The sequence below is a fragment of the Serratia sp. BNK-4 genome (genome assembly GCF_048685115.1).
In the GTDB taxonomy this organism is placed as follows: domain Bacteria; phylum Pseudomonadota; class Gammaproteobacteria; order Enterobacterales; family Enterobacteriaceae; genus Serratia; species Serratia bockelmannii.
In genome coordinates, this window is sequence record NZ_JBLQTM010000001.1 from 2,356,859 (window position 1) to 2,374,584 (window position 17,726).

Consider the following 17,726-nt stretch of genomic DNA (forward strand, 5'->3'; position numbering starts at 1 on the left):
ACCATGACCGTTTTGACTCCCCCCGTTCCTCTGGCCACGCCGCGTCGCGCCAGGCTGGGGCTGACGCTGTTCATTCTCGCGCTGCTGCTGGCGCCCTGGGTGGCGGGCGCCGCCGGCGGCAACTACTGGGTGCGGGTCGTCGACTTCGCCCTGCTGTACCTGATGCTGGCGCTCGGGCTGAACATCGTGGTGGGCATGACCGGGTTGCTGGACATGGGCTTTATCGCCTTTTACGCCGTCGGCGCCTATTTGGCCGCGCTGCTGTCGTCACCGCATCTGACGCAGCAATTTCCGCTGTTGCTGCAGTGGTTCCCCGACGGGCTGCACCTGGCGATGTTGGGGCTGATCCCGCTGGCGGCGCTGCTGGCGGCGGCGTGCGGCATCCTGCTCGGCGCGCCGACGCTGCGGCTGCGCGGCGACTATCTGGCGATCGTCACGCTCGGTTTCGGCGAAATCGTGCGTATTTTGATGCGCAATCTGGATCGCCCGGTCAACCTCACCAACGGCCCCAAAGGCATTTCCGGCGTCGATCCGGTCAGCCTGTTCGGCCTGAAGTTTTCCGGCATGCACGAGTGGTTCGGCGTGCGTTTTTCCGGCCTGTACCTCTATTACTACCTGTTCGCCGCGCTGCTGCTGGCGATCCTGTTCATCAGCCTGCGGCTGCAAAACTCGCGCATCGGCCGCGCGTGGACGGCGATCCGCGAAGACGAGGACGCCGCGCGGGCGATGGGCATCAACACCCGCAACTTCAAGCTGCTGGCCTTCGCCATCGGCGCCACCTTTGGCGGCGTGGCCGGCGCGTTGTTCGCCGCGTTTCAAGGCTTCGTGTCGCCGGAATCGTTCACCCTGCAGGAATCGATCGCCGTGCTGGCGATGGTGGTGCTCGGCGGTATGGGGCACATCCCCGGCGTGATCCTGGGCGCGCTGCTGCTGGCCGCCCTGCCGGAGCTGCTGCGCAGCAGCATGGGGCCGCTGCAGCAGGCGCTGTTCGGTCAGGTGCTGATCGACCCGGAAATCATTCGCCAACTGTTTTACGGCCTGGCGTTGATCCTGGTGATGCTGTATCGCCCGGCGGGCCTGTGGCCGGCTCGCCATGCTGGGAGGACCGCCGCATGACGCCACTGCTCGCTTTAAATCACGTCAGCAAACGTTTCGGCGGCCTGACGGCGGTGGATGACGTCAGCATGAGCATCCGCCAGGGGGAAATCTACGGCCTGATCGGGCCGAACGGCGCCGGTAAGACCACCTGCTTCAATCTGATCACCGGCCTGTATCGCGCCGACGCGGGCGAATTCCGCCTGGCGGGCCAGCGCTATAAGCCCCAGGCGATCGACAAAGTGGCGCAGGCCGGCATTGCCCGCACCTTCCAAAACCTGCGGTTGTTCAATGAAATGAGCGTGCTGGAAAACGTGATGGTCGGCTGCCACGTGCGCACCCGCAACGGCCTGTGGGCGGCGATCGCCCGGCACCGTCGCGCCAGGGAGGAGGAACAGGCGGTGCGCGATAAATCTCATGCGCTGCTGGAGTACGTCGGCATCAGCCAATTCGCCCATTACCGCGCCGGCGATCTCGCCTACGGCCATCAGCGGCGGCTGGAGATCGCCCGCGCGCTGGCGACCGAGCCCCGGTTGCTGGCGCTGGACGAACCGGCGGCCGGCATGAACGCCGGAGAAAAAGTGGCGCTGCGCGAACTGCTGCTGCGCATCCGCGACAGCGGCAAAACGCTGCTGCTGATCGAACATGACGTCAAGCTGGTGATGGGCCTGTGCGATCGGCTGACGGTGCTGGATTACGGCAAAGCGATCGCCGAAGGCGAACCGGCGCAGGTGCGGCGCGAACCGGCGGTCATTCAAGCCTATCTGGGAGGCGGCGCGCATGTCTGAAGCCCTGCTGAGCGTTAAACGACTCAAAGTGTCTTATGGCGGCATTCATGCGGTCAAAGGCATCGATTTCACGGTGAACGCCAGCGAACAGGTGACGCTGATCGGCGCCAATGGCGCGGGCAAAACCTCCAGCCTGCGGGCGCTGACCGGCCTGCAGCCGTTTGAGGGCGACATCCTGTTCGACGGCCGTTCGATTCGCGGCATGCCGCCGCACCGCTTGCTGCAACAGGGGCTGGTGATGGTGCCGGAGGGACGCGGCATTTTCACCCGCCTGACGGTGCGAGAAAACCTGCAGCTGGGCGCCTATGCGCGGCGTGACGCATCGGCGGTGCGGCAAGATTTCGAACGCGTGTGCGCCACCTTCCCACGGCTGAGCGAGCGCCTGCATCAACCGGCCGGGCTGCTTTCCGGCGGTGAACAACAGATGGTGGCGATGGGCCGCGCGCTGCTCAGCCGCCCGCGGCTGCTGATATTGGACGAACCGTCGATGGGGCTGGCGCCGATTGTGGTGGAGGCCATTTTCTCGGTCATCAAGCAGTTAGCCCGTGACGGCGTCACGCTGCTGTTGGTCGAGCAGAACGCCCGCCTGGCGCTGGCGTCCACCGATCGCGCCTACGTATTGGACAGCGGCAGCCTGAGCCACAGCGGCCGCTCCGCCGACATGCTGGACGATGAAAAAATCAAACAGATCTATTTGGGTGAATAACCGTTGTTACCTTTAACCGCACCAGGAGTATGACATGCAGCAGAACATTCGCATCAAGCCGTTGGCGCTGGCCGCCATGACAATGATCCTGAGCCTCCCGGCGCTGGCGGACGACACCGTGCTGATCGGCCTGGCCGGGCCGCTGACCGGCCCTTCCGCGCGCATCGGCAAAGATCTCGAAAACGGCGCACGGCTGGCGATCGCCGACGCTAACGCACAGAAACCGACGCTGAACGGCAAACCGGTCACCTTCAAATTACTGTCCGAGGACGATCAGTCCGACCCGCGCACCGCCGTGGCCGTGGCGCAGCGCTTGGTCGACGAAGGCGTCGCCGGCGTGGTCGGCCACTGGAACACCGGCACCAGCATCCCGGCGGCGCGCATCTACCACGACGCCGGCATCGCTCAGGTGGCGCCGGTGGCGACCGGTCACGGCTACACGCAGCAAGGCTTTGACACCAGCTTCCGCGTGATGGGCCACGACGACGACGGCGGCAACTACGCCGGGCAATATGCGGTGAAAACGCTGAAAGCCAAGCGTATCGCGGTAATCGACGATCGCACCGCTTTCGGCCAGGGGCTGGCGGACGAGTTTATCAAATCGCTGCAGGCCCAGGGCGTGCAGCCGGTCACCCGCGAGTATGTGGATGACAAGACCGTCGATTTCAGCGCCGTGCTGACCACCGTGCGCAGTAAAAACGCCGATCTGATTTTCTTCGGCGGCGTGGATTCTCAAGCGGCGCCGTTGGCACGCAAGCTGAAACAGCTGGGCATGAACGCGCAGCTGATGGGCGCCGGCGGCTTCGTCAGCCAAACCTTCCTGACGCTGGCGCAGCGGGAAGGCGAAGGCGTCGTCGCGCTGGAGCCGGGGCTGCCGCTGGAACAGATGCCGGGCGGCAAGGCGTTTGAACAAGCCTACCGCGATCGTTATCACACCCACATCGAACTGCATGCGCCCTTCGCCTACGACGCCACCCGGGTGCTGATCGCCGCCATTGAGCAAGCCGATTCGGCCAATCCGGCCGATTATCTGCCGAAACTGCGCGCCATACATTACCAGGGCGTCACCGGCGACATCGCCTTCGATGCGCAAGGCAACCTGCAACAGCCGAGCTTCACCCTGTACCGGGTGGTTGACGGCAAATGGCAGCCGCAAACCGTGTTGGGCGGCGCCAAGTCACAATAAATCAAGAGGAGCAAGGCGATGAGCTGTGCAAAAAACGAATTGGGCATTTTGGCCCGCAGAAAGATCGAGGCGGAGATCATCAAGCCGATCTACCAGATTCTGGTGCGTGAAATCGGCAAGGCGCGCGCCCAGGCGGTGATCGGCGAAGCCATCGAGAATGCCGCCATCGAGGCGGGCAAACAGTTCGCCGCCCAGGAACCGAACGGCGCGGATCTGCGCAGCTTCGCCGCCTTGCAGTACCTGTGGGAAAAAGACGATGCGCTGCGCGTCGAGGTGATCAACCAGGATGCGCAGCACTTCGACTATAACGTCACCCGCTGCCGCTACGCCGAGATGTATCACGAGATGGGGCTGGGGGAGATCGGCCACCTGCTCTCCTGCGCCCGCGACAGCCAGTTCATCGTCGGCTATGCCCCAGAGGTTGACCTGCAGCGCAGCCAAACCATCATGTCCGGCGCCCCCTGCTGCGATTTTCGCTACACCGCCAAAACGTCGGGAGAAGAACAATGACGTATCGGGTCAACGGCGAGCGCCTGTGGCAAAGCCTGCACGCGATGGCGCAGTTCGGCGCCATCGCCGATAACGGCGTCACACGGCTGGCGCTGAGTGAAGAAGATCGCCAAGCGCGCGAGCAGCTGCGCGCCTGGGCGCTGGAGGCAGGTTGTAACGTGCGCGTCGATCGGATGGGCAACATGTTCCTGCGCCGTGAAGGCGCGCGCCCCGAATTGCCGCCGGTCGTCACCGGTTCTCACGGCGACTCGCAGCCCCGCGGCGGCCGTTTCGACGGCATCTACGGCGTGCTGGCCGGATTGGAGGTTATTCGTACCCTTAACGATCGGCAGATCGTCACCGAACGCCCGATTGAAGTGATCAACTGGACTAACGAAGAAGGCGCACGCTTTGCGCCGGCGATGATCGCCTCCGGGGTGTTCGCCGGGGTATTCGACCTGGAATACGGCCTGACGCGCCGCGACGAGCACGGCGTCAGCCTTGGCGACGCACTGGAACGCATTGGTTACGCCGGCGAGCACCCGGTGGGCGGCACGCCGATCCACGCGGCCTTCGAACTGCACATCGAACAGGGGCCGATTCTGGAAGCGGAACATCTCGACATCGGCGTGGTGACCGCCGCACAAGGGCAGCGCTGGTATGAGCTGGAGGTCGTCGGCTTCAGCGCCCATGCCGGCACCACGCCAATGGATCGACGCCGCGACGCCCTGCTGGGCTTTACGGCGCTGGTCACGGCGGTCAACCGCATCGGTTGGGATTTTGCGCCCGATGCGCGCGCCACGGTGGGCATGGCGCAAATTACCCCCAATTCACGCAACGTGGTGCCGGGGCGCGTCTTTTTCAGCGTCGAATTCCGCCATCCGCAAGAGTCTACCCTGGAGCAGATGGAGCAGCGTCTGCTGACGGCGGTAAACCACGTCAACGGCGACGGTCTGACCGCCCGCGCCGACCGCATCTTCCAGTATCCCCCTATCGCTTTTGATCGGGGCTGCATCGACAGCGTACGCCACGCCGCGCAAGCATTGGGCTATCGCCATCGCGACATGATTTCCGGCGCCGGCCACGATGCCTGTTACCTTAACCGCGTCGCCCCGACCGCCATGATTTTCATTCCCTGCGTGGACGGCATCAGCCACAACGAGCGGGAAGATATCACCCCCTCCTGGGCCGCCGCAGGCGCCGACGTGTTGCTCAACGCCCTGCTGGCGCACACCTGCGCCTGATCCTCGCCCCGGTTTCTCGCCGGGGCAAAAAAATATTCAACAAAACGGTTGAATATTAGCCCACCTGTTCTATATTCAACCATATGGTTGAATTATCTTCCTCACAGCTGGACGCCATTTTTCATGCGCTGGCCGACCCGACCCGCCGTTCGATGTTACGCGCGCTGGCCGGCGGTGAGCGCAGCATCGGCGAACTGGCCGCGCCGTTGCAGATGTCGTTCGCCGGCGCCTCCAAGCACGTGAAAGCACTGGAACATGCGGGCCTGGTGCAACGCACCGTGCAAGGAAGAAACCATATCTGCCGGCTCGAACCCGAGCCTATGGCGCAGGCCATGCACTGGCTGCAAACCTATGAACATTTCTGGACTGAACGGCTGGATGCGCTCGAACAGGCGCTGCTACAGCCCGAACAGCTTCCTCCCAAGGAGTGAACCATGAATGATTACGGCATAATTATCGAACCCGGCACGCTGCGCATCCAGCGGCTGCTGCCCGGGCCCATCGAGCGGGTGTGGGCTTACCTGACCGAATCCGACAAGCGCGCCACCTGGCTGGCGTCCGGCGCCATGAAGTTGGAAAACGGCGCACCGCTGGAGCTGGAGTTTCGCAACTCCGATCTGGCCGGCGAGCACGAGCAACCGCCGGCCAAGTACAAACAGCACGGCGGCTGTGTCAGCAACCGCGGCCACATCACCTGCCTGTTCCCGCCGCGCCTGCTGAGCTTTACCTGGGCCGAACAGGATCAGGGGCGCCCTTCCGAAGTGACCTTCGAACTGACGGAGCAGGGAAACGCGGTGCTGCTGACGGTCACCCACCGGCGCTTGGCCAACCGCGACGAGATGCTCAGCGTCGCCGGCGGCTGGCACACTCATCTGGATATTCTGCTGGATCGCCTGCACGATCGGGCGCCGCAGCCGTTCTGGAGCACCCATGCCCGGCTGGAAGAAGAGTACCGCGCCCGCCTGTAATTACGACTCGTCCCTGCGCCTGAACGCCAGATAACCGGCGATCAGCGTGAAACTGCCGACCAGCAACACCAGCAGGATAAAACCGTGGTGATTGCTGGCCAGCGGGATCCCCCCCACGTTCATGCCAAAGAAACCGGCGACGATATTGATCGGCAATGCCAGCACGGTGATCACCGTCAACGTATAGAGCGTGCGGTTATTCTGCTCCATCAGCTTGGCGCTCAGCTCCTCCTGCAGCAGCCGAATGCGTTCGGTCAGGCTGGCGAGATCGTTCAACACCACGGTGAACTCTTCGGTAAACTGCCGCAGATCCTGCACCACCTCACGGCTCAGCCAGCTCGGCGGCCGGTTCAACAGGCGAAACAGCGCGGCCGGCTCCGGCGCCAACAGGCGCTGAAAGCGCAATAGCATGCGGCGCATGCGCCCCAGCTCGGCGCGGTTGCGTTTAACGCGGCTCGTCAGCAGACGATCCTCGATGGTATCGACATACTGGTTGGCCTGCCGCACCACCTGCTCCAGCACGTCCTCCTGCTCTTCCAGCAGGTGCGCCAGCAGCTCGGTAGACGACGCCAGCTGCAGCGCCGTCAGGCGGCCGAGCAGCCGTTCAATCAGTCGCACCGGTTTGTGACGCACGGTGACCACCAGCCCACGGCAGCAATAGAGCCACAGCGTCGCCGTTTCCGGATTACTGTCCTCGGGGTGGAAAATCACGTCGTTGAGTACGGCGAACAGATCGTCGCCCTGGCGCTCGATGCGCGTGGTGTGGGAGCCGTGGCGGATCTCGTGAAAGAAAAAATCGGAAATGGCGAAATGGTTTTTCAACCACTTCTCCGCCGCCGCGTGGTTGAGATTGAGGTGCAGCCAGACAAAACCGTCGCCGGGCGGCAACGCTTGGTAGGCCTGACAAACCTGCTGCGAGTTCAGGCGCGCCGGCGCCTCACCGGAGCGGAACACATGGCCGTAGATCAGCCCGGTCACCTCATCATCAAAATCCAGCTTGTGCATCTTTTCCGCTAACCGTTGCACCATAACGCCATATCCTGCCTGTTGCCGTTAACCCAAGACCTTCCCCGCTGTTATAACAATCTTTATTTATCGGCGTTAATGATTTTCGCCGTTCCCGATGATTAATATTTTCGTCATAAAAAGGCCACATTCATTCAGAATACTTTTCAGGCGACAGCTACCGCATTCAATCCTTTCAGGAAGGTCATTATGAGCGATAACAGCGCCGTTCAAACGGGTGTGCCGGCCGCATCCAGCCTGCCCAAGCTGCATCAAAAGAACAGTCGACTCACTGTTCTTTTTTTTGTTTTCTTATTAATTCTGGGGATCGCGTTTGCCGGAGTGAACTTATTTAACGACGTCAGCGATGCCGGCGCCGTCTATACCAGTTACATTCCGTTTTTATTATTGGGGCTGGCGCTGCTGATCGCGCTGGGCTTTGAATTCGTCAACGGCTTCCACGATACCGCCAATGCGGTCGCGACGGTGATTTACACCCACTCGCTGTCGCCGATGGTCGCCGTGGTGTGGTCCGGTTTCTTCAACTTTCTCGGCGTGTTGCTCTCCAGCGGCGTGGTGGCCTTCGGCATCATTTCACTGCTGCCGGTCGAGCTGATCCTGCAAGCCGGCACCGGCAACGGTTTCGCCATGGTGTACGCCCTGCTGTTCTCCGCCATCATCTGGAACCTCGGCACCTGGTGGCTCGGGCTGCCCGCCTCGTCGTCGCATACGCTCATCGGCTCGATTATCGGCGTCGGCGTGGCCAATGCCCTGATCCACGGCCGCACCGGCACCAGCGGCGTGGACTGGGGCCAGGCGATCAAGGTGGGCTATGCGCTGCTGCTGTCGCCGGTGATCGGCTTCGTGTTCGCCGGCCTGCTGCTGCTGGCGCTAAAGCTGTTCGTCAAGAACCGCCAGTTGTACAGCGCGCCTAAAGGCAATACCCCGCCGCCGCTGTGGATCCGCGGGCTGCTGATCCTCACCTGCACCGGCGTTTCCTTTGCCCACGGCTCCAACGACGGGCAGAAAGGCATGGGCCTTATCATGCTGATCCTGGTGGGCACCATGCCGATCGCCTACGCCCTGAACCGTTCGATGCCGCCGGAGCAGATCCCCCGGGTGGCGGCGCTGGCGGAGGTGACCAAAAACGAGCTGCTGCGCCAGTTCCCGGCCGGCGGCCAAACCCCGCCGCGTGAGGTGTTGACCGGCTATGTGCGCACCAGCGAACTGACGCCGGAAGTCGTACCGGCGCTGGCGCAGCTGGCCGGCGCGATCGGCGATCAAATCCGTCAGTACGGCTCGGTCGACAAGATCCCGGCGCAGGCGGTGTCGAACACCCGCAACGACATGTACCTGGCGTCCGAGACCATCAAGCACCTCAAAGCAGAGCGTCAGCTGCAGATCAATCCCGATGCGCAGCGCAACCTCGACGCGCTGAAGGGTGAACTCGATAACGCCACCCGCTTCATTCCCTTCTGGGTGAAAGTGGTGGTGGCGATTGCACTGGGGCTCGGCACCATGGTCGGCTGGCGCCGTATCGTGGTGACGGTGGGCGAAAAGATCGGTAAATCGCACCTGACCTACGCCCAGGGCGCCAGCGCCGAACTGGTGGCGATGACCACCATCGGCGCGGCCGACGCCTTCGGTTTGCCGGTTTCGACCACGCACGTACTCTCGTCCGGCATCGCCGGCACCATGGCCGCCAACCGCTCCGGCCTGCAGATGGCCACCCTGCGTAATCTACTGATGGCCTGGGTGCTGACGCTGCCGGCCTCGGTGCTGCTGTCGGCGGTGCTGTACTGGATCTTCAACCATTTCTAACACCGGGCTGATACGGAGAAAATCTGATGACCATGCATGAATTCAACCGCGATGACGGTTTCAACCAGCGCCTGCTGCAAGAATTTTACGACAGCTACGATGAAGAGCTGGAAATGGAGCTGGACGACCTGCGCTTCGACGCGGCAGAAGTCGACAGCGACGCGAAAAAAGCCTGGCGCAAACAATACTTCCGCGAACTGCTACGCCTGCAGGGCGAACTGGTGAAGCTGCAGGATTGGGTGATGCGCACCGGCCACCGGCTGGTGATCATCTTCGAAGGCCGCGACGCCGCCGGCAAGGGTGGCGTGATCAAACGCATCACCCAGCGCCTCAACCCGCGCACTTGCCGCGTGGCGGCGCTGCCGGCGCCAAACGATCGCGAACGCACCCAGTGGTATTTTCAGCGTTACATCGCGCATCTGCCCGCCGCCGGCGAAATGGTGCTGTTCGACCGCAGCTGGTATAACCGCGCCGGCGTGGAACGCGTGATGGGCTTTTGCAGCGACGAAGAGTATGAGGAGTTTTTCCGCAGCGTGCCGGAATTCGAAAAAATGCTGACGCGCAGCGGCATCCAAATCGTCAAATATTGGTTTTCGATCACCGATGACGAGCAGGAGCTGCGGTTCCTCAGCCGCATTCACGATCCGCTCAAACAGTGGAAGCTCAGCCCGATGGATCTGGAAAGCCGCCGCCGCTGGGAAGACTACACCGAAGCCAAAGAGATCATGTTAGCGCGCACTAACATTGCCGAGGCACCCTGGTGGGTAGTTCAGGGCGTCGACAAGAAAAAGGCCCGCTTGAACTGCATCACTCACCTGCTGCAGCAGGTGCCTTATGAGGAGGCCGAAGGCAACGTCATCACGCTGCCGCAGCGCAAACGCAGCCCGGAATACCACCGTAGCCCGGTGCCGGACAACATGGTGGTGCCGGAAATCTACTGACCTTAGCGCAGAGAAGCGGTTGCCGCTTCTCTGTACGAAGACAACGCTTTGATTTCTCTCACGCTACTGTGCCAAACCCCATGTTAAAGTGGTTGTTTTCCATTTTGACAGGAGTCTTCCATGCGCCAACGCATCATTGTCTGCCCGCTGATTGAAAACGATAACGCCTTTCTGCTGTGCAAGATGGCGGCGCACAAGGGCGTGTTTCCCGGCCAGTGGGCGCTGTCCGGCGGCGGCGTCGAGCCGGGTGAACAGATAGAACAGGCGCTGCGGCGTGAAGTGCGCGAAGAGCTGGGCGCCGCGCTGATCCTCGACAACATCACGCCCTGGACCTTCCGCGACGACGTGCGTATGAAAACCTACGCCGACGGCCGCCAGGAGCAAATCTACATGATTTACCTGATTTTCGACTGCCATGCCGCCAACCGCGACGTAACGATCAACGACGAGTTCGACGACTACGCCTGGGTGCCGCGCGAGCGCCTGGGGGACTACGATTTGAACGAGGCTACCCGCTTCACGCTGCAGCAAAAGGGATTGTTGTAACAGTTTGAGCGATTATCGCCCTATTTCCTTCACATTTGCCGGGCAGACTCTTTTGATATTTTTTAATCACTTAGGGTCACTATTTCCGCCGTTATGCTTTTATCTCACGCTTTTCTCCGTCTGCCTGTCCGGCGCTTCGGCGCCGCCCTTCTGTTCAGCCTGCTGTTCGTTTTGGCGCCCGTGTATGCCGCTGCGCCACCGCTGGTGCTGAATGCCAAATCGGTGCTGGTCGTCAATCAACGCACCGGAAAGACCCTCTATCAGAAGCAGCCGAACCGCGTACTGCCGATCGCCTCGCTCACCAAGCTGATGACCGCCATGGTCGCCCTGGACAGCAAACGTCCGATGGGCGGCAAGCTCAAAGTCACCGCCGCCGATCGCGATCTGCTGAAGAAAACCCATTCGCGGCTGACCATCGGCTCGGTGCTCAGCCGCCGCGACATGCTGCACATCGCCCTGATGTCTTCGGAGAACCGCGCCGCCGCGGCGCTGAGCCGCAGCTATCCCGGCGGGCGCAAGGCCTTCGTGGCGAAAATGAATCAGAAAGCGCGCGCCATCGGCATGAAACGCGCCCGCTTCTACGATCCGACCGGGCTAACGCCGCGCAACGTGGCGAGCGCCAACGATCTGCTGAAGATGGTCAATCACGCCTATCGCTATCAGTCGATCCGCCGCTTCAGCACCGACAAGCAGCAGATCGTACGCCCCGGCCGCGGCCAACTGGTCTACCGCAGCTCCAATGGCTTAATCAATAACCCGGCCTGGAAGATCCAGCTGCAGAAAACCGGCTTTACCGACGAGGCCGGTCACTGCCTGGTGATGCGCACCACCATCAAAGGCCAACCGGTGGTGATGATCCTGCTCGGCGCGCAGCCGCGCTACGGCCACTACCGTGACGCCATTCGCCTGAAGGCCTGGCTCGAGGGGTAACACCGTGGCGCTTTACCGTCCCACGCATATCCAAATCCGTTTTGGATCAATGGAATATCCTATCGCCAATCAGTATTAAGCCTCACGCCGCCCGCATGGTATTTGTCAGGCATATCTGATGATCAAAGGAGCGGGAAAATGGCTTATGCCTTGAGCATATTGGAAAAAAGTCCGATCGCCGACGGGGAAAGCGCCGCGCAGGCGTTGGCGCGCACGCTGCATCTGGCGCAACAGGCGGAACGCTGGGGCTATCGGCGTTTCTGGCTGGCGGAACACCACAACACGCCGCAGCTCGCCTGCCCGTCGCCGGAAATACTGATCGGCTACCTGCTCGGCCAGACGTCGCGCATTCGCATCGGCTCTGGCGGCGTGATGCTGCAACACTACAGCGCCTACAAGGTAGCCGAAAACTTTAACCTGCTGGCGGCGCTGGCGCCGGGGCGCGTCGATCTCGGGGTAGGCAAAGCGCCCGGCGGGCTGCCGCTCGCCACCCAGGCGCTGCAGGCCGCCCATGACCGACAAAACAAACCGGCATTCCCGCAGCAGCTGTCGCAGCTGACCGCCTACCTGAACGACGACGCCGAACCGGGCCTGAGCGCCACACCGCTGCCGCCGCACGCCGCCCAGCGCTTTCTGCTCGGCGCCAGTAAAGAGAGCGCGACGCTGGCGGCCGAATCCGGCTGGGCCTTCGTGTTTGCCGCGCATCTGAACGGCAATCCGCAAGATATCCGCGAGGCGCTGGCGCACTACACCGCACTGAGCGGCGGCCGCAAGGCGCTGCTGGCGGTGGCGGCGATCGTGGCGCAGAGCCCGGAGCAGGCCGCGACGCTGGCGGCGGATATTCAGCAATACCGCGTGCACGTCGCCGGTGAGCAGAGCGTGACCGTCGGTAGCCTGGCGCAGGCAGAGAGTTTCGTGCAGCAGGCCGGCGCGACCGACTACCGCATCGAGCCGCGGGAAAGCCATATCCTGCTTGGTACCGCGCCGCAGGTACATCAGCAACTGGCGCAGCTGCAGCAGCGGTACGACGTGGACGAGTTCATCATCGACACGCCGATCGGCGAACCGAGCGCCCGGCTCACTTCGCTACAGCTGCTGGCTGAGGAGAGCCTGACGCCGGCCTAGTTGATCGCCGCGCTGGCCCGCATGGCGTCGGTCAGATCCTGCGCCAGCGGCGCCAACTGCGCCGGCGTGACGTTAGCCAGGCTGACGCGGAGCGCCGGGCCGCCCTTCAGGCGGAAAGGTTCACCGCCCTGCACCAACCACCCCCGCTGCGCCATCAGCTGCGCGGCGGCGGTTTCTGATCTCACCGGCAACCACAGATGCAGCCCTTCACCCGCCGCCAGCGCCGTGTGATTCAACGTATTGAGCCGCTGTACCAGTTCATCCCTTCTGGCCTGATACGCCTGTTGAGCCCGCTGCAGTTGCCCTTCCTGCAACGCCTGTCCCCACAGTCTGGCGGCGATCTGCTGCAAGATATGGCTGACCCAGCGTTCGCTGATGTACTGATCGGCGCGCATCGCCTGCAGCAACGTCGGGTCGCCGCAGGCCAGCGCGATACGCAGATCCGGGCTGAGAAACTTGCTCAGCGACAGCACGTACAGGCCGCGATCGCCGTCGAACGGCAGATGCAGCGGCTGCTGCGACAGCGGCCCCCAGAAATCGTCGACGATCGCCAGACACTGCGGGTTGTCGTGCAGAAAACGCCGCCACTGCTGCGCGCGTTGCGCAGAGAGCGAGGCTCCGGTCGGATTGTGGGCGCGCGGCGTCAGGATCACCGCAGCGGCCGCCCCGCTTTCCGGCAACCGACAGCCCTGTTCATCTACCGCCAGCGGCAGCGGCCGCAGGCGCAGGTGGCGCAACAGCGTCAATAGCGGCGGCCAGCAGGGATCTTCCACCCACACCGCCGCGCCCGGCTGCACATGGCAGCGCAGCGCCTTTTCCATCGCATCCAGCGCGCCGGAGAACACCGCCGGCTCCCCCAGCGCGACGCCCTGGCGGCCGAGCCACTCTCGACCCAGACCGGTCAATATCGGCAGATCGCCGCTGATGTCATAGCCGTTTTGCTGCGGGAACACCTCCGCCGTGCCAAGCGCCAGCACCGGCAACAATGCGGCATCCAGGTTACCGCTGGCCAGATCGCACATCCCTGCAGGCACCTGACGCGGCACATAGGCCGCCCTCACCGCCGCCAGCGGCGGCTCCAGCACCACCGTTCCGGCCCGCCCGCGCGTCGCCACCAGACCGGCGTCGCGCAATCGGGCGTAAGCGCTGGCGACGGTATTCGGATTGACCTCCAGCTCCGCCGCCAGTTGGCGTACCGGCGGCAACAGCTCACCTGGCCGCAGCGCGCCGTCTTTGATGCGTGCGGCAATCTGCTCGGCAATCTGGACAGCGCCGCCGCCTTTTGCATACAATGAATTCATACATAAATCCTTTTGTACTAGTTCAAAATAGATTACCCGTTTCCGCGGCCAAAAGTAAGGGGTTCCATGGATAAACATTACGTGCTCGACATTCAGTATGCAGGAAAAGCCTTTGCCCGCCTGCAGATGTTCACTCCCTGGGCAGCCGATCAGCTGGAACAGGCGTGCGCGCTGTTCCCGGCCGCTCAGGGTTATCAGGTGCAGCTCAGCCAGGTCAGCGAACGTCGCATCGTCTACCAGAGCGGTGCGCAAGGCATCACTGTGCTGGGCGAGTCGCTGGCGCTGACCCCTTTCACTCACGCTAGCGAGGTTGAACAATGAAAAAAGCCGTCGCCATTCGACACGTCAATTTTGAAAACCTGGGTATCCTTGGTTCTCTGCTCTCGCTGCGCGGCTATCAGATCGACTATTACGATGCCGGCCGCGATGATATTCGTGCTATCAATAATGAAGAGACCGATCTGTTGGTAGTGCTCGGCGGGCCGATCAGCGCCGCCCAACACTTTTCCGGTGAGCAGCGCTATGATTTTCTCGACCATGAATTAGCGCTGGTCAAACAGCGCCTGGCGCAGCAGCGACCGACCCTCGGGGTTTGTCTCGGCGCGCAGGTGATCGCCCAGGCACTGGGCGCCGACGTGATCTCGCTCGGCGTCAAAGAGATCGGCTTCGCCCCGCTGAGCACGCTCGCGGCGGAAGACGACTCGGTGCTGGCCCCGCTGGCCGATACGCCGGTGCTGCATTGGCACGGCGATATGTTCATGATCCCGGACGGTGCCCGCTGCCTGGCCGGCACGGCGATTTGCCCACATCAGGCTTTCGACTATCAGGGGTTCGCGCTCGGCCTGCAGTTCCATCTGGAGGCGGATCATCGCGATATCGAACGCTGGCTGATTGGCCATGCCTGCGAGCTGGAACTGGCCGGCGTTGCGCCACAGAGCCTGCGTGAACAGGCGGCGTGCCACGGCGCACAGCTGGAACAACGCGCGCGGCAGGTGTTCGCACGCTGGCTGGATAATAACGAACCAAGGATGTAACTCATGCAACAGTCTTCACCCTTGCGGTCACCGTCCATCGACGTGATCAGCATTCAATCTCAGGTGGTCTACGGCAGCGTCGGCAACGGCATCGCCTACCGCGCCCTGCTGAAAAAGGGGCTGGAAGCGCTGCAGGTGCCGAGCGTGCTGTTCGGCTGCCCGCCCTATTACGGCAAGCCGCACGGCGGCGTCATTTCCGGCGAGTGGTTCGGCGGCTTTCTCGACGATCTGATTGCCCGCGGCGTGATGAAGCGCACCCGGGCGGTGATTGTCGGCTACCTGGGCGATGTGATGCAGTGCCATATTCTGGCCAACTGGCTGCAGCGGGTGCGCTCGCTCAATCCTCAGATAAAAATCTATATCGATCCGGTGATGGGCGATTACGGTGAAGGGATCTACGTGGATGAGCGCATCGTCAACTGCTATCGATCGCCGTTCCTGCGGCTGGCCAACGGCCTGACGCCGAACGGCTTTGAACTGGAACAGCTGTGCGGCCGACAACTGAGCAGCCGGGAGCAGACGCAGCACGCCGCGCAGGCGCTGTTGAACGACACCACCGAATGGGTGCTGGTCACCAGCGCGCCGGGCGTCGCGCAGCACGAAGACGAGGTGGGATTGATGCTGGTCACCCGGCAGGAAACACAGTGCTTTACCCATCCGAAGGTTAAATCGGCGGTCAAAGGCACCGGCGATCTGTTCGCCGCATTGCTGGTCAGCCATCTGCTGCACGGCGCTGCGCTCGACGCGGCCGTGGTCGCCGCCGGGGGTGAAGTGTGCGACGTGCTGGCCGAAGCGGCACATTTCGGTTGGGAAGAAATCGGCAGCCTGCGGGCGTTAAAGCCGTAAGGCCGGTGGAGAGTCAGGGGCAGCGTGCCGCCCCTGATCACTATCAGCGTTTTTTCTTTTTGTTGAAATCCAGCTCGAAGGCGAACACGGCGCTCTGAATTTTGCGCTCCATCGCCAACCCCAGCTTGAGGAAACGGCATGACAGGCGCGAGAAGTGCACCACCTGATCGTTATCGTCGGTTTCCTGATCGTCGTTGACCACCACCAGCTCCATGTTGACCTTGAAGCTGCCGTAGCTGCCCAGATCCAACTCCGCTTTCTTGAACTGCAGGCCCGGCTGGAAGAAATCCGGTAGCGGCCCGTCGAAGCGCAAACCGACGCCGCCGGCAGACAGATCGTGGATCCGCAGCTCATAAGGCGTACCGTCCGGGTATTCGCCGGTACAGAAGAATTGGCGCCAGTGTGGCGTGGTGATGCGGAACTGACGGCGGCGCTGGATGTAGACCAACTCCTGCGGCAGCCGGGTCGAGCAGGCCTGGACGCCTTGATGTTCGGTCAGTTCCGCCTGGCCGACGGAAAACTCGATTTTGGCGTCGTTGCTTTCAATCACGATGGTGCAGGCGCCGTCGATGGCATTTTCCGCTTCCTCACCGCTAAACACGATATTGTCCGGCCCGACGCTCAATAACAGACTTTGAAACCGGTGCTGCTGATTTTCTACGCGCAGCGGCGTGCGTTGTTTGCAAATTTCACGCAGAATCGCCAGAACTTCAAAACGCTCCCGTTTGATAAACAGTCCGTTATCGCTGTGCTCCACACGTCTCTCCTGACTTTTTTTCTAATGACGTATTACGTATTCCTTACGGTTATCATCTCTGGGAATATTCCTAAAGTCAAATTTGCCAACGCTGCCAGGCCTGCGGCAGCAGGCGTGCGAAACGTTTCGCCCACGCCTGCTGCCCGCGTTCATCGGCGATCAGATCCTGGCGGATTTCGATGCCGACATAAGGCAAACCGCGACGTTCCGCATGCACCGGCAACGTGTAGTCGGTGGCGTCGGTCATCGCATAGGGTTCGTTGATCCCCACCTGCAAATCCCCCTCTTCGCGCAGCAGTTCGGCCAGCAGCAGCGCAAATTCCGGGTAGCGGTTAAACAGCAGGCCCACCTGCCAGGGGCGCGATTCGCCCTTGAACACCGGCGTGAAGCTGTGCATGGCGATCACCGCCGTCGGCAGTTCGCGCAGTTGGCGTTGCCCCAGATGATCGTCGATGGCGTGGTGATACGGCAAAAATACCTCACGCTCGCGCGCCAGCGCGTGTTCGCCGTCGATGCCGATATTGCCGGGGATGGGCGTCAGTTCGGACAAAGGCGGGATCGAGCTGGCGATGCCGGGCGCCCGGTTGCAGTCGATCACCAGCCGTGAGTAACGCTGATGGATCAGCGTGGCGTCCAGTTGGCGGCTCAGATGGCGCGACACGCTCAGCGCGCCGATATCCCAGCCGATGTGGCGTTCAATCTCCCCCGGCGGCAAACCGAGGTCGCCAAGGGACTGCGGTATCGCCTTGCCGGCGTGATCGCACAGCAGCAAAAAAGGCGCTTTGCCGCGCGGGATTTCAACGGCAGCTGCGGGCGGTTCATCGGCGGACAATAACGGCGGGATAAACGAATGGGGCATGACGGGCTCCGGCGGTGGAAAGCAAAACGTTTATCGTAGCGCTATCCCGTCGCCGGCCCCAAGGTCGTGCTTAGATCAAAAAGGC

Annotated in this window: 20 protein-coding genes; 16 read left to right on the forward strand and 4 right to left on the reverse strand. The window is 62.4% G+C overall.

What is annotated here, in order from left to right; genetic code table 11:
- Positions 1 to 3 precede the first annotated feature (3 nt).
- The 8 genes from ACMGGW_RS11360 (at position 4) to ACMGGW_RS11395 (ending at position 6,476) form a co-directional block, all read left to right on the forward strand.
- Positions 4 to 1,116, forward strand: coding sequence for an ABC transporter permease subunit (locus ACMGGW_RS11360; RefSeq protein WP_164099664.1), 1,113 nt, complete (start codon positions 4 to 6; stop codon positions 1,114 to 1,116).
- The gene (locus ACMGGW_RS11365) at positions 1,113 to 1,883 is read left to right on the forward strand and encodes an ABC transporter ATP-binding protein (RefSeq protein ID WP_025302934.1); all 771 of its coding nucleotides are present in this window, start codon (positions 1,113 to 1,115) and stop codon (positions 1,881 to 1,883) included. Before ACMGGW_RS11360 ends, ACMGGW_RS11365 begins: the two co-directional genes overlap by 4 nt.
- Positions 1,876 to 2,589, forward strand: coding sequence for an ABC transporter ATP-binding protein (locus tag ACMGGW_RS11370; RefSeq protein ID WP_049205646.1), 714 nt, complete (start codon positions 1,876 to 1,878; stop codon positions 2,587 to 2,589). The genes ACMGGW_RS11365 and ACMGGW_RS11370 overlap by 8 nt, the downstream gene beginning before the upstream one ends.
- A 76-nt stretch (positions 2,590 to 2,665) precedes the next feature.
- Positions 2,666 to 3,775, forward strand: coding sequence for a branched-chain amino acid ABC transporter substrate-binding protein (locus ACMGGW_RS11375; protein WP_376788159.1), 1,110 nt, complete (start codon positions 2,666 to 2,668; stop codon positions 3,773 to 3,775).
- Between the two features lie 18 nt (positions 3,776 to 3,793).
- Positions 3,794 to 4,285 carry an L-2-amino-thiazoline-4-carboxylic acid hydrolase gene (locus ACMGGW_RS11380; RefSeq protein WP_025302937.1) on the forward strand — a complete coding sequence of 164 codons (492 nt, stop codon included), beginning with the start codon at positions 3,794 to 3,796 and terminating at the stop codon, positions 4,283 to 4,285.
- Positions 4,282 to 5,508 (forward strand): Zn-dependent hydrolase, encoded by a 1,227-nt coding sequence (locus ACMGGW_RS11385; protein ID WP_164099663.1) that lies wholly within the window; start codon positions 4,282 to 4,284, stop codon positions 5,506 to 5,508. The genes ACMGGW_RS11380 and ACMGGW_RS11385 overlap by 4 nt, the downstream gene beginning before the upstream one ends.
- 83 nt (positions 5,509 to 5,591) lie before the next feature.
- The gene (locus ACMGGW_RS11390; RefSeq protein ID WP_004938187.1) at positions 5,592 to 5,939 is read left to right on the forward strand and encodes an ArsR/SmtB family transcription factor; all 348 of its coding nucleotides are present in this window, start codon (positions 5,592 to 5,594) and stop codon (positions 5,937 to 5,939) included.
- Positions 5,940 to 5,942: 3 nt separating this feature from the next.
- Positions 5,943 to 6,476 carry an SRPBCC domain-containing protein gene (locus ACMGGW_RS11395; protein ID WP_197832002.1) on the forward strand — a complete coding sequence of 178 codons (534 nt, stop codon included), beginning with the start codon at positions 5,943 to 5,945 and terminating at the stop codon, positions 6,474 to 6,476.
- Here ACMGGW_RS11395 and ACMGGW_RS11400 read toward each other — a convergent pair whose 3' ends face one another.
- Entirely contained in the window at positions 6,477 to 7,505 is a 1,029-nt protein-coding gene (locus tag ACMGGW_RS11400) for a transporter (RefSeq protein WP_197832003.1), read from the reverse strand.
- Positions 7,506 to 7,691: 186 nt separating this feature from the next.
- Here ACMGGW_RS11400 and ACMGGW_RS11405 point away from each other — a divergent pair, with 186 nt between their 5' ends.
- From ACMGGW_RS11405 to ACMGGW_RS11425, 5 genes are all read left to right on the forward strand, one after another.
- Positions 7,692 to 9,302, forward strand: a complete 1,611-nt coding sequence (locus tag ACMGGW_RS11405) for an inorganic phosphate transporter (RefSeq protein WP_025302941.1) — start codon at positions 7,692 to 7,694, stop codon at positions 9,300 to 9,302.
- Between the two features lie 26 nt (positions 9,303 to 9,328).
- Positions 9,329 to 10,243: a polyphosphate kinase 2 gene (gene ppk2 / locus ACMGGW_RS11410; protein ID WP_164099661.1), complete on the forward strand. Its 915-nt coding sequence runs from the start codon at positions 9,329 to 9,331 to the stop codon at positions 10,241 to 10,243.
- Positions 10,244 to 10,363: 120 nt separating this feature from the next.
- On the forward strand, positions 10,364 to 10,789 hold the full coding sequence (gene nudI, locus ACMGGW_RS11415; protein WP_060433134.1) for a nucleoside triphosphatase NudI: 426 nt from the start codon (positions 10,364 to 10,366) through the stop codon (positions 10,787 to 10,789).
- Positions 10,790 to 10,882: 93 nt separating this feature from the next.
- Positions 10,883 to 11,719: a D-alanyl-D-alanine endopeptidase gene (pbpG, locus tag ACMGGW_RS11420; RefSeq protein ID WP_043143447.1), complete on the forward strand. Its 837-nt coding sequence runs from the start codon at positions 10,883 to 10,885 to the stop codon at positions 11,717 to 11,719.
- Positions 11,720 to 11,857: 138 nt separating this feature from the next.
- The gene (locus ACMGGW_RS11425; protein WP_043143445.1) at positions 11,858 to 12,844 is read left to right on the forward strand and encodes an MsnO8 family LLM class oxidoreductase; all 987 of its coding nucleotides are present in this window, start codon (positions 11,858 to 11,860) and stop codon (positions 12,842 to 12,844) included.
- Here ACMGGW_RS11425 and ACMGGW_RS11430 read toward each other — a convergent pair.
- Positions 12,841 to 14,145, reverse strand: a complete 1,305-nt coding sequence (locus ACMGGW_RS11430) for an aminotransferase class I/II-fold pyridoxal phosphate-dependent enzyme (protein ID WP_164099660.1) — start codon at positions 14,143 to 14,145, stop codon at positions 12,841 to 12,843. The two genes, ACMGGW_RS11425 and ACMGGW_RS11430, sit on opposite strands and share 4 nt — an antisense overlap.
- Positions 14,146 to 14,211: 66 nt before the next feature.
- Here ACMGGW_RS11430 and ACMGGW_RS11435 point away from each other — a divergent pair, with 66 nt between their 5' ends.
- Genes ACMGGW_RS11435 through pdxY form a run of 3 tightly spaced genes read left to right on the forward strand, consistent with a single transcriptional unit; the run spans position 14,212 to position 16,025 of the window.
- A complete protein-coding gene (locus ACMGGW_RS11435; protein ID WP_025302947.1) occupies positions 14,212 to 14,466 on the forward strand; it encodes a hypothetical protein in 255 nt (84 codons plus the stop codon).
- Entirely contained in the window at positions 14,463 to 15,179 is a 717-nt protein-coding gene (locus ACMGGW_RS11440) for a glutamine amidotransferase (protein ID WP_025302948.1), read from the forward strand. Before ACMGGW_RS11435 ends, ACMGGW_RS11440 begins: the two co-directional genes overlap by 4 nt.
- Before the next feature lie 3 nt (positions 15,180 to 15,182).
- Positions 15,183 to 16,025, forward strand: coding sequence for a pyridoxal kinase (pdxY, locus tag ACMGGW_RS11445; RefSeq protein WP_025302949.1), 843 nt, complete (start codon positions 15,183 to 15,185; stop codon positions 16,023 to 16,025).
- A 43-nt stretch (positions 16,026 to 16,068) separates the two neighbouring features.
- Here the strand turns inward: pdxY and ACMGGW_RS11450 are convergent, their stop codons facing one another.
- Both ACMGGW_RS11450 and ACMGGW_RS11455 read right to left on the reverse strand, forming a co-directional pair.
- On the reverse strand, positions 16,069 to 16,782 hold the full coding sequence (locus ACMGGW_RS11450) for a flagellar brake protein (RefSeq protein ID WP_025302950.1): 714 nt from the start codon (positions 16,780 to 16,782) through the stop codon (positions 16,069 to 16,071).
- Between the two features lie 76 nt (positions 16,783 to 16,858).
- Positions 16,859 to 17,641, reverse strand: a complete 783-nt coding sequence (locus tag ACMGGW_RS11455) for an N-formylglutamate amidohydrolase (protein WP_025302951.1) — start codon at positions 17,639 to 17,641, stop codon at positions 16,859 to 16,861.
- Positions 17,642 to 17,726 lie beyond the last annotated feature (85 nt).

Bases quoted from the DNA above. Each gene is read 5' to 3' on its own strand.
- ACMGGW_RS11360 (WP_164099664.1), top strand. From the start codon at position 4: ATGACCGTTTTGACTCCCCCCGTTCCTCTGGCCACGCCGCGTCGCGCC.
- ACMGGW_RS11365 (WP_025302934.1), top strand. From the start codon at position 1,113: ATGACGCCACTGCTCGCTTTAAATCACGTCAGCAAACGTTTCGGCGGC.
- ACMGGW_RS11370 (WP_049205646.1), top strand. From the start codon at position 1,876: ATGTCTGAAGCCCTGCTGAGCGTTAAACGACTCAAAGTGTCTTATGGC.
- ACMGGW_RS11375 (WP_376788159.1), top strand. From the start codon at position 2,666: ATGACAATGATCCTGAGCCTCCCGGCGCTGGCGGACGACACCGTGCTG.
- ACMGGW_RS11380 (WP_025302937.1), top strand. From the start codon at position 3,794: ATGAGCTGTGCAAAAAACGAATTGGGCATTTTGGCCCGCAGAAAGATC.
- ACMGGW_RS11385 (WP_164099663.1), top strand. From the start codon at position 4,282: ATGACGTATCGGGTCAACGGCGAGCGCCTGTGGCAAAGCCTGCACGCG.
- ACMGGW_RS11390 (WP_004938187.1), top strand. From the start codon at position 5,592: ATGGTTGAATTATCTTCCTCACAGCTGGACGCCATTTTTCATGCGCTG.
- ACMGGW_RS11395 (WP_197832002.1), top strand. From the start codon at position 5,943: ATGAATGATTACGGCATAATTATCGAACCCGGCACGCTGCGCATCCAG.
- ACMGGW_RS11400 (WP_197832003.1), bottom strand. From the start codon at position 7,505: ATGGTGCAACGGTTAGCGGAAAAGATGCACAAGCTGGATTTTGATGAT.
- ACMGGW_RS11405 (WP_025302941.1), top strand. From the start codon at position 7,692: ATGAGCGATAACAGCGCCGTTCAAACGGGTGTGCCGGCCGCATCCAGC.
- ppk2 (WP_164099661.1), top strand. From the start codon at position 9,329: ATGACCATGCATGAATTCAACCGCGATGACGGTTTCAACCAGCGCCTG.
- nudI (WP_060433134.1), top strand. From the start codon at position 10,364: ATGCGCCAACGCATCATTGTCTGCCCGCTGATTGAAAACGATAACGCC.
- pbpG (WP_043143447.1), top strand. From the start codon at position 10,883: ATGCTTTTATCTCACGCTTTTCTCCGTCTGCCTGTCCGGCGCTTCGGC.
- ACMGGW_RS11425 (WP_043143445.1), top strand. From the start codon at position 11,858: ATGGCTTATGCCTTGAGCATATTGGAAAAAAGTCCGATCGCCGACGGG.
- ACMGGW_RS11430 (WP_164099660.1), bottom strand. From the start codon at position 14,145: ATGAATTCATTGTATGCAAAAGGCGGCGGCGCTGTCCAGATTGCCGAG.
- ACMGGW_RS11435 (WP_025302947.1), top strand. From the start codon at position 14,212: ATGGATAAACATTACGTGCTCGACATTCAGTATGCAGGAAAAGCCTTT.
- ACMGGW_RS11440 (WP_025302948.1), top strand. From the start codon at position 14,463: ATGAAAAAAGCCGTCGCCATTCGACACGTCAATTTTGAAAACCTGGGT.
- pdxY (WP_025302949.1), top strand. From the start codon at position 15,183: ATGCAACAGTCTTCACCCTTGCGGTCACCGTCCATCGACGTGATCAGC.
- ACMGGW_RS11455 (WP_025302951.1), bottom strand. From the start codon at position 17,641: ATGCCCCATTCGTTTATCCCGCCGTTATTGTCCGCCGATGAACCGCCC.